This is a genomic window from Oryzomonas japonica (assembly GCF_008802365.1).
GTDB lineage: Bacteria > Desulfobacterota > Desulfuromonadia > Geobacterales > Pseudopelobacteraceae > Oryzomonas > Oryzomonas japonica.
Genome location: NZ_VZQZ01000004.1, coordinates 257622 through 269428, shown reverse-complemented (window position 1 = coordinate 269428; position 11807 = coordinate 257622). Strand labels below are relative to the sequence as shown.

Sequence of the window (11807 nt, the reverse complement as noted above, 5' to 3'; positions counted from 1 at the left end):
TTACTGCACCTCCCCCAGGAAGTTTCTATATCGTTCAATAGTTTTCAAAAGTTGCGCCACAAAACCACTCGATTTGATACCAATCGCACTGCGCGGCGCTTTGCCGAGCAGAGCGCCGAAATCGTCCTTTGTCAGTACCCACCGGCAGGGCACGTTGTTGCCGGCCGCCTGGGCCGCGATCTTCTCACCGATGGCCTCGGAAACGTCCCGCGCCACCAGGACCAGCCCCGGCTTGTTTTTGCTTTTTAACGCATCGCCGACCATCGAACCGCCGGCAACGATCTTGCCGGCCTTGTTGGCCAGGGCGATGTACCCCATGACCCGTTCGAGCAAAAGCTTCGCCACCTGCGCGGTCATCTCGTCGGGAGCGGGCACGGCCACCTCGCGCTTGAAGGCGCGGCCGAACTGGCGCTGCTTGACCGCCGCAGCCAGACAGGCGGCATCGACACAGGTGTAGGCGCCCCTGCCGGGCAGCTTGGCATCCAGATCCGGCACCACCTCCCCCTGTGGGGAGAGCACGAAACGGATCAGGTGGTCCCGATCCCTGGTTTCGCGGCACGCAAGACAACTGCGCTGCGGCTTTTCTCCACCGTCGTGGCGGGGCATGGCGGTGCGCTACTCCGCCTGCTTCTCTTCGGCATCCGGCGCAGCTGCGGCATCGTTGGTCCCGGCCTCGGCAGTTTCAACGGCTTCGGAGCCTTCAACGGCTTCGGCGCCTTCGGCAGTCTCGTCGGCCGCAGGCTCCTCTTCCCCCTGGGTGCCGTCAAAGGAAGCGAACTGGGCCAGTTCTGCCTCAGCCGCCTTGGATTCGCTCTTGATATCGATGCGGCACCCGGTCAGGCGGGCCGCAAGGCTGACGTTCTGGCCGCGCTTGCCGATGGCAAGGGAGAGCTGATCGTCGGCCACGACGATCTCCAGCACCCGGTTATCCTCATCCACGAACACCTTGGAAACCTGGGCCGGTGAAAGGGCGTTGCAGGCAAAGCGGGCAATATCCTCGGACCAGGGGATGATGTCGATCTTTTCGCCCCGCAGTTCCGAGACCACGTTCTGGACGCGGGCGCCCCGCATGCCGACGCAAGCGCCGACCGGGTCCACATCCGAATCGTTGGAAGACACGGCGATCTTGGCGCGGCTGCCCGGATCGCGCACCACGGCGTTGATCTCCACGATGCCTTCGGCAATCTCCGGCACCTCAAGCTCGAACAGCTTGGCCAGCATGCTGGGATGGGTGCGGGAAAGGATGATCTGCGGCCCCTTGGTGGTCATGCGGATTTCGGTAATGATGGCGCGGATACGATCACCGGGACGGTAAACCTCCCGCGGCATCTGCTCCTTGGTCGGGAGGGCCGCCTCGGCGCGTCCCAGGTCGACCAGCAGCTCGCCCTTCTCGAAACGCCGCACCATGCCGGTGATGATCTCCCACTGGCGGTCGCTGTACTCGTTGAAGATGGTTTCCCGCTCCGCCTCGCGCACCTTCTGGATGATGACCTGTTTGGCGGTCTGGGCGGCAATGCGGGTAAACCCGGTGGCATCAAGCCGTTCCCCCAGGGAGTCGCCGACCTCCACTTCGGGGTCGATCTCGCGGGCTTCTTCGAGGTCGATCTCCTTGTAGGAGTCCTGCACCTCTTCCACAACGGTTACAAACTCAAACAGTTCCACCTCACCCGAGTCAGGATTGTAATGGGCCTCAAGATCCCGCGTATTGCGGTATTTCTTGTTGGCAGCGGTCAAGACCGCCTGCTCCATGGCCTCCATGACCACCTGCCGGTCGATACCCTTTTCCTTGACGATCTGTTCGATGGCATGTTTGAGATTGATGTTCGTATCCACGATTGCTTCTCCTTACTGATGTATATGGAAAAATGAGCTTAAAATTCGAATTCCAGATTGGCCTTGGCGACCTTTTCCAGCGGGATCGAGGCGGACTGCCCCTCGGTGAGCTTTATGACGACGTTGCCGTCCGCCAGCCCTTCCAGCCGTCCCACAAAGGTTTTGCGCTTGTTGCCGGCGTCGTCGGGTAACGCTTCAAAAGTACGCACCTTCACCAACCGGCCAACAAAGCGTTCATAATCGGCCGGTTTCTTGAGGGGCCGATCCAGACCCGGGGAAGAGACCTCCAGGGAATAGTGGCCGGGGATGACATCTTCCACATCCAGGACCGCCGACAATTCGCGGCTGACGTCGGCGCAGTCGTCCAGGTTAATGCCGCCCTCTTTGTCGATAAAGAGCCGCAGCACGCCATCGCGCCCTACTTTGGCGAACTCCACATCGACCAGTTCCATGCCGAGGGATTCCAGAATCGGCAGGGCAATCTCGGTCACCAGCCCGCAAACATCACCTTTGATTGTACTCATATAAAATCTCGCAAAAAAAAAGTGAGCCTTGCGAGCTCACTTTCTAGTGAACAACTTTTTTGTTTTTGTACCACAGCAAGCCATGGAGAAGCAAGTCTTTTTTTGAGGATTTACCGGGCCGGAGCGCTATTTTGTCGGGACCTTGTGGCACCCATGGCACTCCGTGGGGCCCCGCCCCCGCTCCCGATGGCATCCCTTGCAAAAATAGTGGGCAATACGGGTATCGAAGCGGGCCAGGGTATCCTTGCCCATGGGGCCGTCCTTGCGATGACAGGGGGCGCACGATTCCCCTTTGAGTTCATCCACATGCATATCGTGATCGAACACCACATCCCCCCGGGAGGCGGGATAGACGACCTTCTTGCCGATACGGACCTGGGTTTGAGACTTGGAGCGCGCCTCGTCGGCATGGACGCTTACCGCCCAGAGCGGGCAAACGGCGAGCGCAAACGAAAGCAACCGATAGTTTACCATACAAACGACCTCAGACCCATTCATTGTTTTTTTATGCAACAGGCACTCGCCGTATCACGGGAGTGCCTGTCTATACTGGGTGGAGCCATCTGCCGGAATCGAACCGGCGACCTATTGATTACGAATCAATTGCTCTACCAACTGAGCTAAGATGGCAACTAATTGGCGCAACAAAGCGTTATTTGATGCGGGTTTGCGGGGTATTTTTCGCTACAAATCAATCCAGCAACGCTTCAGCGGAGGGTAAATTACCTTAAAACAAGGGCGACTGTCAATCCCTACTTGCGGGATAATCATTCGAGCCGGCGAAACGCCGAGGCCTTGATGGCCGCGAAGAGCCTGCTGCCCCTTGCGATCCCCAACTCGCGAGCGGCCTCGGGCACGACCTCGGCCACGAGTTTGCCGTCGCCGCAGGCCAACTCCACCCCGACCTTGTTGCCGGAGTGGAAGGTGTCCGCCACAATACATTCGAGCAGGTTTCTGGCGCTGATGGCGTCCGGGTGCTGCTTGAGGAGGATGATGTCCTTGGAGGAGAGTTCGAACAGCGCCTCCGGCCGGTCGCCGACGGTGGAGATCACCAGTTCGGTCCCGCCCCAGGCATAGGCGGATACACCGTTGATCCTGCGCGGCTTGTCCAGCCTCAGGAGGTTGATGTAGCCGATTGGGCTCCGCCCCATCTGGGAGCGGGCCAGCTCCTCGGCCGTTGCCTGGGCGGCGATGCGCCCGGCACTCACCGCGAGTACCCGGTCCGTCATGATGCGCATCTCCAGGAGCGAGTGGGAAATAAAGATATAGGGGATACGGAACGCCGCGCTGGCCGCCTTCAGGTAATCGATGATCTGAAATTTGAGATTGTCGTCCAAGGCCGACAACGGTTCATCCAGCAACAGCAGGCGGGGATTGGAGAGCACCGTCCGGCCGATGCCTACGCGTTGTTTCTCGCCCCCCGAGAGGTTGTGCACGCTGCGGGACAACAGGTGGCCGATCTGCAACACCTCCACCAGGCTGTCGAAATCCACCGTGCGGTTTGCCGCGGCGCACCGTTTGAAACCGTACAGGAGATTTGCCTTGACGCTCATATGGGGGAACAGGTAGGGGCGCTGGAAGACGATGCCGATGCGGCGCTGCTCGGGGGGGGCGTTGATGCCGCCGTGGCTGTCGTAGAGCACCTCCCCGTCCAGGCTGATGCTGCCGCTGTCCGGTTGCTGCAATCCGGCCAGCAGGCTCACCAGCGTGGACTTCCCGCATCCCGACGGCCCGAAGACGCCGATGCGCTCCCCCTGGACCGTGAAGGCCATATCCAGGGAAAAGGTTCCGAAACTCTTGTTCAGGGTAACGTGTAGTTCCATGTCAGTCGGCCTTGGCGATGCGACGGTTGAGATATTCGTGGAGCAGGAGCACGACCACCGAGAGGAGGACCGACACCAGGCAGAGGGCCAGGGCCATGCGATCGCCGTCGGGGGAACTGGTGTACTCGTAGATGGCCAGGGGAATGGTCTGGGTTACGCCGGGGATGTTGCCGGCCACCACGATGGTCGCCCCGAACTCCCCCAGGCCGCGGGCGAACATGAGCGCCGCCCCGGCAACGATCCCGCGGAACGAGAGCGGGATGATCACGGTCACAATGGTGTCGAGCCATCCGGCGCCCAGGGTGCGGGCGGCCTGGATGAGCCGTTCGTCAACGCTTTCCATGCCCAGGCGGATCGACCGGACCATGAGGGGAAAGCCGACCACGGCCGTGGCGATGACCGCGGCCTTCCAGGTGAAAATCAGCGTGATGCCGAGCGGCTGCAACAGATGCTGCCCGATAAAGCCCTTCTGCCCCAGGAGCAGCAACAGGATATACCCTATCACCACCGGCGGCAGGGTCAGGGGGAGATTGACCGCCACGTCCAGCGCGACCTTCCCCCGGAACTGCCGGAAGGTCATGAGATAGGCGGCCGCAAAACCGAAGGGGAGCGACACCAGCGTCGCCACGACCGACACCTTGAGCGACAGCAGGATGGCCATATATTCGGCGGAGGTAAAAATCGGCATGCCGTACCCTATTTCACGAGAAAGCCGTGTTTGGCAAGGACGGCCTTGGCCTCCGCAGACTGCAGGAACCGATAGAAGCCAGCGGCCTCGGCCTTCTTGCCGCCGGTCACGGTCAGGGCCATGGGGTAGGTAACCCGCGGGTAGTACTGTTGCGGCACCGTGAACAGGATCTTGGCGCTCTTGGCCACTTGCAGGGCATCGGTTTTATAAACGAAGGCGCCGTCGACCTCGCCCCGGTCGGCGTACAGCAGGCACTCGCGCACGTCCTTGGCCATGACCAGCTTCTTCTCCAGCTGCTTGTCGATCCCGGCCTTCCGGAAGGCCTCGGTGGCGTATTCCCCGGCCGGCACGCTCTTGGGGCTGCCGATGGCGATCTTCTCCAGCTTGGTCACGTCATGCAGGCTGGCGGCCTTCACTCCCGGCCGGCCGGCGAACACCAGGGAATTGTAGGCAAAGGTGGCAACGCTCCTGTCGTCGGCCAGTTTCTTTTTCTTCATGTAATCCATCCACTCCACGTTGGCCGAGATGAAGATATCCGCAGGAGCGCCGTTCTCGATCTGTTTGGCCAGGGCACCGGAGGCGCCGTAGTTTTTCTTGAAGGTAACGCCGCTGTTCTTCACGGCAAAGTCGGCGGACAGTTCATTGACGACCTCCCGCATGCTGGCCGCCACAAACAGGTTGATCTCGCCGGCCAGGGCAGTTACGGGCAGCAGACAGGCCAGTGCGACAACTAGGGTAGATACGATTCGATTCATGATGGTCTCCGTATAAAGGCGTTAGTGTTGTAGTAATTTCTGACCCGCAGGGCGTAACGATGCCCCCTCACTCCCCGCGGGGAACCAGTTGGACGCCGATGTCCGCCGGCTTGCCGAAGTAGACCGACGACAGGACGATGATGTCCACACCGGTGGCGGCATATTCCGCCACGTTCCCCTCGTTGATGCCACCTGCCGCGGAGATCTTCGCCGCCCGGTCCACCGCCCGGATGTCGGCGACCAGTGGCCGCAACTCGGCGGGCGGCAGTTTGTCCACCTGGATCACATCGACCCCGGCCCCGGCGATACGCAGCGCCTCCGCGGCGTTCTCCGCCTCGACGATGATCCGGTTTTCCGGCGCCCCGACCCGCAGGTCGGCAATGCCTTCAAGAAACGCATCCAGCCCCCCCAGGAAGGCGGTGTGCTGCCTGAATACCAGCACGGTTTCCGACAGCCCCAGGCGATGGGGCAGCGCCCCGCCGGCACAGATGGCTTTGATGGCCACCTTTTTGGTGCCGGGAAAGGATTTTCGGGTGGTCACCACGACGACGCCCGAATTCATCTCCCGGGCGGCCCGGACGATCCTGGCGGTCCGGGAGGCGATGCCCGAGGCGTACTCCAACAGATTCAGGGCGACCTTCCAACCGGCATGCAGGGCCTGTGCCGTTCCCGTGGCGGTGAGGAAGACCGTGCCGGGGGCACAGCGCGTCCCGCTCGGCTCCAGGGTCGAAATGCGGCAGCCGCATTTCTCCAGTACCCGCCCCGCCTCCTCGGTGCAGCAGAGGGTCGTGTCCTCGCGGGTGGCAAAGGCGATGGTGCCCGGCTGGTGGCCGATGCCGAGCAAATGGGTGGTCAGATCGCCATAGGGGAGATCCTCTTCCAAAAATCGTTCGATCTCACCGTCAGGCAGACAGGCAAGCATGGCACCCTCCTTCGCTTGTTCGTTATAGTGCTCAAAATATAACGGAATGCACAAAAAAGGGGCAGCGCCGTTGATGCCCCTCGTGGATATTGCTTGCGGCGTATGGCTCAGCTCACGCCAATGATGACACTGGATGCCTTGAAGATGACGCAGGCATGGCCGCCCACGGCCAGCCCCAGGTTCTTGCTGCTCTCATGGGTGATGACGGCGCTGACGGTGTTGCCGCCCCCCACCTCCACATCCACCTCGGCGCTGACCGGCCCTTCGATGACCTTGGCGACCGTGCCGCACATCAGGTTCCGGGCGCTGAGCTTGGCATCGTGCAGATCGGTGCCGACGATGACCGAACTGGCCTTGATGATGGCATAGGCCTCTTTCCCCACCGCCAACCCCAGGTTATCGACGGCGCCGTTGGTGACGACAGCCGCGATGGTGGCTCCCCCCTTGAGGGTCAGGTCGACCTCGGCATTGACCGCACCCTTGACGATCCTGGCCACGGTTCCGGCAAAGACGTTACGCGCACTGACTTTCATGGCAATCCTCCTCAGTAGTTGGTACAGACTGTCCGCATCGCCCAGTTTCTCGGCGATATTGCCCAAAAATTTGCGATGCTCTTCCTGGATGATCTGAAACTCCCGCAGGACCTTCTTCCCCTCGGCGGTGAGGGTGGTCCCTCCCCCGCCCTTGCCCCCGGTCAAGCGATCGACCAGCGGCTTGTCGGCCAGGTTGTTGATCATGTTCACCAGGTCCCAGGCGGTTTTGTAGCTGACACCGACCGCCTTCGCGGCCTTGGTGATCGAGCCCAGCTCGCCGATCTGCTCCAGCAGGCTGATCCGGTCGCCCCCCAGGAACTTCCGGTCTTCCTTGTTCAGCCAGACGGCCCCGGAGAGCCCCAGCTTGGCACCTTCCTGTGAACATTTCATAACACGATCACACCCCTGTGCGCAAAAAACTCGCGGCGACCGGCACGGAATTTCGTGCCGTATCGGTTAAAATTATACAGGGATCACCACCCATGTAAAGCGCATGACTAAAATTCAATCCGGCAGACTGCCGAACGTGGCGCAGCCTGCCGGACCTCTTCCCGACAAGCCTGATCAAAAGAGCATCTGGACCTGGAAGCGCACCTGCTGATCGTCGGTGGCGTTCTTGCCGCTCGTGGAGGCGATGGCCGCCTGCTTGTGGACATTGGTGTAGTCCGCCTGGACCTTCAGGTTTTGGTTGTTCACGTACCACGACACCGCACCGGCATTCTCAACCCACAGGTCGTTCACCGCGTCGCGGTTCGGGTCGATGTAGGAATAGCGGTAGGCCAACTCCACCTTCTTCGGGATCACGAAGTAGCCGGCCTGGGCGTAGAAGCCCTGGCCGCGCAGCTTGTGGCTGGTCGTCTGGCCGTCGGCCTCGGCGAAGAAGTACTCGCCCGTGGCCGAGAAGCCGCGCCATTTGAAGGCCGCATCCACGCCGGCCATGTTGAAGTCCAGCGCCTCACCGGCGCTGAACGCCCTGGCCGCGGGCAGGAGGCCCTTGCCAAGCCCGTACCAGCTGGTGCTCTTGGCAAAGCTGAGGTTGTTGCCGGTGGCGGTGTTGGTGGTATTGGCTTCGGTGGCGCTCAGGGTGTTCCGGTAGAAGTCGGCGCCCACGGAGACCAGCGGTTTTTTGCTGTACTCCACGTCGGATTCGGCGTATTTCACGTCGCCCAGGGGGTTGACGGTGAGGCGCGCCGCAAAGGCGTTGTCCGTGGTGCTGCGGTAGGTGTTCTGCCCCACCCCGCCGTAGCCGGCGATGTTGTAGTTGACGAGTCCGCCGGCGATCTTGCCGTGGATCATCACCCCGGTGTCATACCCGGGCACGAAGGCGTTGGTCACCGCCGAGGCGTCCACGAACTGCTGGGCCGCGGAGGAGGTGATCCACTGGCGGCCGAACTGGACCTTGTCCTGGCCGAAACGGAACTGCACCTCGTCCAGCAGGCGGTAGTTGACGAACGTCTCTTCCAGCAGGCCGCCGTTGCTGGTGGCGCCGCCGGCGATGTTGGCGAAGTTGATCGTCATCTTGTAGGTCAAATCGGGAGAATAGGCGTAGCCGTTGAAAACAAGCTTGATGCGGCGCAACTCGAATTTGCTGGAATCCTGGGCCTGCTTGGCGGCGGTGTTGTTGACGTCGTCATTGTCCATCAGGGTGTAGCGGAGCTGATACACACCGCCGATGGAGGTGCTGAACTTCCCGTCGGCCGAGGTTAAGTTGAACCCTTCGCCCAACTTGTACTTGATCGGGCTGCTCTTCTGAATCTCCTTGTAATCCTCCTCGGTGATGACCCCCTTTTCCTTCAGCACGTCCTCCAGACTCCGTGCCGAAGCCGTGCCGGCCTGGGCCGCCATCAGGGCCACCCCCAACAAAATTCCCAACCTTTTCATACCAACCTCCCTTGTTTTATACGCGCCCGGGGGCGCGCCATTCATACTGCGAAATGCGCCCGCCGCCCCTGCATGAAAAAGAGGGGATCGCTCCCCCCACCACATGAAGGAGGCCCCCAAAGTGAGCCTTGTACGGCGTGCGTACAGCCTAACTCAATCCTTGGGAAAACTCCCCTGAGCGGGCATGTCCCCCCGCAACAAAGTCGTTCCCGATCTGCGCCTTGCGAATCCAGGGTGCCGGGGCCCCCCGCAGCACGCTCTTCAACCTGCCGATGATCTCCTCCACGGGGGTGGCCACGCCGGTCTTCAGAGGGTGGATGTTCCCGGCCGCCAGCTTGGCCGCCGCCGGGCCATTGATCTCCCGGGCGCACACGATGGAGCATCCCCTGAGCGCCTTGACGCGGATGGCGATCCTGTCATCCTCGCACCCCGCATCGTCTGCGATCCGAACCGTTGTTACGTAGTACGCCTCGTCCGGCCTCACGTCCCAGACGGTGAAACTGGTGGACGTGCGGAAATTCAGATCGACTTCGACGCCGGTCGATGTGGTGAAAGCGACCTTCATACTGCCTCCTTTCCAAGGCATTACGCCGCCGGTGCCCCTGCAGTGCCGCAGTTTGCCACCAGCCGCTCGTGCATTTCCCTTTTGCCCACGCAGACTCGGTGAGCATGGTACATCGTGCATATTCGGAAAGAGGCGCTCCATTCATCCATGGCAACGCCGTTACCACACCCACCGACGGCAGCGCACACCAACGGGCGCCGCGCGCGACCTCCCTGTCGCCTTACCGGCACCCGAATCATGTTGCGGTGGAATACATCCATTCTCGCTCGCAACACCTTCGGGTGTTATATAATTAATTACATAACACATGCCAAAATTATATTGGCACAATTATCCTTTATATTCGACTAGTTAAAAAAACAAACCGACTTTCGTTATGTTATAAATTGCATAACGAATAGTCAAGTCCCGGATACGTGCCCCATTATCGGGCAGCCTTGCTGTCCGCACGGCGCCCGGGGCGTCGTCGAAGAAACCGTATTCAAAAGGCATCTCGGCCGACATGTTGCATATAGTCATAGTAACAACAAATGAGCACCCGCTTGCAAGGAGACGCAACATGGTACGCGCACGACAGGGCAGCACCGTAACGGTCCACTACATCGGGACCCTCGACAACGGCCGCATCTTCCACAGCACCCCGGACGAAGAGCCGCTCGTCTTCACCATCGGCCAGGACCAGGTCTTTCCGGCCCTGGAACGGGCCGTGGTCGGCATGGCCGTGGGAGAGACGGTCAATATCCTCATCCCGGCCGCCGAGGCCTATGGGCCGCGGTTGCCCGAGAACATCCTCCGGGTGGACCGGGCCCGCTTTCCCGCTGAAAAAGAGATCATGGTTGGTCAAAAACTCAGCATCGGCTTTTCGGGAGGCGGGGAACGGGTCATGCTCATCGCCGGGATCACCGAGACCGAGGTGACTCTGGACGGCAACCACCCCCTGGCCGGGCTTGACCTGACCTTTGCCCTGCGGTTGGACGGAATCAAATAGTGAAACAAATAATCTGAAAGGATGCATTTATGGAGGCAACAGCAGCAAAACCGGACCGCTACGTATCCTTTATCGGCATCAACGGCGACGAGAATTCCCGGGTGCTGATGGCGATGCTACGGCGGCACATCGACGACCCGGAACGGACCGATCCGTTCTGGGAGAAATTCAAGGAAAAGCTGGACAGCGTGGGAGCGCCGGACAAAACCAGCGGCCGCTGCCTCGACGAGCTGTTCCTGATCCACTCGTACATCAATAACATCAGGGAACTCTTCGAGACCTACGACGACCAGGACGCCCTGGAGTTGCTGGAGAGGATCGAGGAGGAAAGCTGCTGAAGCACATATAAAAAATCCCCTCCCGTCAAGGGAGGGGGGACTCTTTCAAAGCTGTTCCATATTCCAACGTGCTACGCCGCCTCTGCCTTGCCCACATTGCTCTCGTCATCTGGCTCCATGATACCGAACTCCATCAGCAGCTCCTCCAGCTCTTCCATCTCGAGCGGCTTGGGGATGACCAGCATCTTGTTGTCGAGGATCTTCTTGGCCAGGGTCAGGTACTCATTGGCCTGGGGGTGTTCCGGCGAATACTCGATGACCGTCATGCGTCGCAGTTCGGCCCGCTGCACCTGATTGTCACGGGGCACGAAGTGGATCATCTGGGTGCCGAGCTTTTTGGCCAGGGCGTCGATCAGCTCGTATTCCTTGTCCGTCTTCCGGGCGTTGCAGATCAGCCCGGCCAGGCGCACCTTCCCGGAGGTGGCATACTTGAGGATCCCCTTGGCGATGTTGTTGGCGGCATACATGGCCATCATCTCGCCCGAACAGACTATGTAGATTTCTTCCGCCTTCCCCTCCCGGATCGGCATGGCAAACCCACCGCAGACCACGTCGCCCAGGACGTCGTAGAACACGAAATCCAGGTCGGGCGCGTAGGCACCGTTTTCCTCCAGGAAGTTGATGGCGGTGATGACGCCGCGCCCGGCGCAGCCGACACCCGGCTCGGGACCGCCCGATTCGACGCAGGCGATGCCGTTGTAGCCGACCTTCATGACATCTTTCACCTCAAGGTCCTCGACCGTGCCGAGCTCCCGCACCAGGTCCATGACCGTTGCCTGGGCCTTGGCGTGCAGGATGAGCCGGGTCGAGTCCGCCTTGGGATCGCACCCCACGATCATGACCTTCTTGCCAAGCTTGGCGAGACCCGCCACCGTGTTCTGGGTTGTGGTCGATTTGCCGATGCCGCCTTTGCCGTAGATAGCTATCTGTCTCATCGAATCTCCTTTCATCCACCTG

14 protein-coding genes and 1 tRNA gene are annotated in these 11807 nt (G+C 60.8%); 2 read left to right on the top strand and 13 right to left on the bottom strand.

Features of this window, described 5'->3' with window-relative positions; genetic code table 11:
• From F6V25_RS08795 to F6V25_RS08740, 12 genes are all read right to left on the bottom strand, one after another.
• Entirely contained in the window at positions 1 to 606 is a 606-nt protein-coding gene (locus F6V25_RS08795; protein WP_151128230.1) for a DUF448 domain-containing protein, read from the bottom strand.
• 9 nt (positions 607 to 615) lie between these two features.
• Entirely contained in the window at positions 616 to 1833 is a 1218-nt protein-coding gene (nusA, locus tag F6V25_RS08790) for a transcription termination factor NusA (protein WP_151128229.1), read from the bottom strand.
• A gap of 38 nt (positions 1834 to 1871) precedes the next feature.
• Positions 1872 to 2357, bottom strand: a complete 486-nt coding sequence (gene rimP, locus F6V25_RS08785) for a ribosome maturation factor RimP (RefSeq protein WP_151128228.1) — start codon at positions 2355 to 2357, stop codon at positions 1872 to 1874.
• A gap of 126 nt (positions 2358 to 2483) precedes the next feature.
• On the bottom strand, positions 2484 to 2831 hold the full coding sequence (locus tag F6V25_RS08780; protein ID WP_151128227.1) for a cytochrome c3 family protein: 348 nt from the start codon (positions 2829 to 2831) through the stop codon (positions 2484 to 2486).
• A gap of 80 nt (positions 2832 to 2911) precedes the next feature.
• Positions 2912 to 2987, bottom strand: a tRNA-Thr gene (locus F6V25_RS08775).
• Positions 2988 to 3124: 137 nt separating this feature from the next.
• Positions 3125 to 4180 carry a molybdenum ABC transporter ATP-binding protein gene (gene modC, locus F6V25_RS08770; protein WP_151128226.1) on the bottom strand — a complete coding sequence of 352 codons (1056 nt, stop codon included), beginning with the start codon at positions 4178 to 4180 and terminating at the stop codon, positions 3125 to 3127.
• A gap of 1 nt (position 4181) precedes the next feature.
• The gene (modB, locus tag F6V25_RS08765) at positions 4182 to 4868 is read right to left on the bottom strand and encodes a molybdate ABC transporter permease subunit (RefSeq protein WP_151128225.1); all 687 of its coding nucleotides are present in this window, start codon (positions 4866 to 4868) and stop codon (positions 4182 to 4184) included.
• A gap of 8 nt (positions 4869 to 4876) precedes the next feature.
• On the bottom strand, positions 4877 to 5623 hold the full coding sequence (gene modA / locus F6V25_RS08760; protein ID WP_191966139.1) for a molybdate ABC transporter substrate-binding protein: 747 nt from the start codon (positions 5621 to 5623) through the stop codon (positions 4877 to 4879).
• Positions 5624 to 5690: 67 nt separating this feature from the next.
• Entirely contained in the window at positions 5691 to 6545 is an 855-nt protein-coding gene (gene modD, locus F6V25_RS08755; protein WP_151128223.1) for a ModD protein, read from the bottom strand.
• Between the two features lie 107 nt (positions 6546 to 6652).
• On the bottom strand, positions 6653 to 7468 hold the full coding sequence (locus F6V25_RS08750; RefSeq protein ID WP_149306144.1) for a TOBE domain-containing protein: 816 nt from the start codon (positions 7466 to 7468) through the stop codon (positions 6653 to 6655).
• Positions 7469 to 7642: 174 nt separating this feature from the next.
• Positions 7643 to 8959 (bottom strand): porin, encoded by a 1317-nt coding sequence (locus tag F6V25_RS08745; protein WP_151128222.1) that lies wholly within the window; start codon positions 8957 to 8959, stop codon positions 7643 to 7645.
• A gap of 148 nt (positions 8960 to 9107) precedes the next feature.
• A complete protein-coding gene (locus F6V25_RS08740) occupies positions 9108 to 9524 on the bottom strand; it encodes a NifB/NifX family molybdenum-iron cluster-binding protein (RefSeq protein ID WP_151128221.1) in 417 nt (138 codons plus the stop codon).
• 559 nt (positions 9525 to 10083) lie between these two features.
• Between F6V25_RS08740 and F6V25_RS08735 the strand changes: the two genes are divergently transcribed.
• Together F6V25_RS08735 and cowN are read left to right on the top strand one after the other, a co-directional pair.
• Positions 10084 to 10512: an FKBP-type peptidyl-prolyl cis-trans isomerase gene (locus tag F6V25_RS08735; RefSeq protein WP_151128220.1), complete on the top strand. Its 429-nt coding sequence runs from the start codon at positions 10084 to 10086 to the stop codon at positions 10510 to 10512.
• A 29-nt stretch (positions 10513 to 10541) separates the two neighbouring features.
• Positions 10542 to 10850, top strand: a complete 309-nt coding sequence (gene cowN, locus F6V25_RS08730) for a N(2)-fixation sustaining protein CowN (protein WP_151128219.1) — start codon at positions 10542 to 10544, stop codon at positions 10848 to 10850.
• 71 nt (positions 10851 to 10921) lie between these two features.
• Here the strand turns inward: cowN and nifH are convergent, their stop codons facing one another.
• A complete protein-coding gene (gene nifH, locus F6V25_RS08725) occupies positions 10922 to 11785 on the bottom strand; it encodes a nitrogenase iron protein (protein WP_149306149.1) in 864 nt (287 codons plus the stop codon).
• Positions 11786 to 11807: the final 22 nt, after the last annotated feature.

Coding starts and splice junctions, on each gene's coding strand:
- F6V25_RS08750 (WP_149306144.1), bottom strand. CDS start 7,468: ATGAAATGTTCACAGGAAGGTGCCAAGCTGGGGCTCTCCGGGGCCGTC.
- cowN (WP_151128219.1), top strand. CDS start 10,542: ATGGAGGCAACAGCAGCAAAACCGGACCGCTACGTATCCTTTATCGGC.
- F6V25_RS08745 (WP_151128222.1), bottom strand. CDS start 8,959: ATGAAAAGGTTGGGAATTTTGTTGGGGGTGGCCCTGATGGCGGCCCAG.
- F6V25_RS08740 (WP_151128221.1), bottom strand. CDS start 9,524: ATGAAGGTCGCTTTCACCACATCGACCGGCGTCGAAGTCGATCTGAAT.
- F6V25_RS08735 (WP_151128220.1), top strand. CDS start 10,084: ATGGTACGCGCACGACAGGGCAGCACCGTAACGGTCCACTACATCGGG.
- modA (WP_191966139.1), bottom strand. CDS start 5,623: ATGAATCGAATCGTATCTACCCTAGTTGTCGCACTGGCCTGTCTGCTG.
- nifH (WP_149306149.1), bottom strand. CDS start 11,785: ATGAGACAGATAGCTATCTACGGCAAAGGCGGCATCGGCAAATCGACC.
- F6V25_RS08795 (WP_151128230.1), bottom strand. CDS start 606: ATGCCCCGCCACGACGGTGGAGAAAAGCCGCAGCGCAGTTGTCTTGCG.
- F6V25_RS08780 (WP_151128227.1), bottom strand. CDS start 2,831: ATGGTAAACTATCGGTTGCTTTCGTTTGCGCTCGCCGTTTGCCCGCTC.
- modB (WP_151128225.1), bottom strand. CDS start 4,868: ATGCCGATTTTTACCTCCGCCGAATATATGGCCATCCTGCTGTCGCTC.
- rimP (WP_151128228.1), bottom strand. CDS start 2,357: ATGAGTACAATCAAAGGTGATGTTTGCGGGCTGGTGACCGAGATTGCC.
- modC (WP_151128226.1), bottom strand. CDS start 4,180: ATGGAACTACACGTTACCCTGAACAAGAGTTTCGGAACCTTTTCCCTG.
- modD (WP_151128223.1), bottom strand. CDS start 6,545: ATGCTTGCCTGTCTGCCTGACGGTGAGATCGAACGATTTTTGGAAGAG.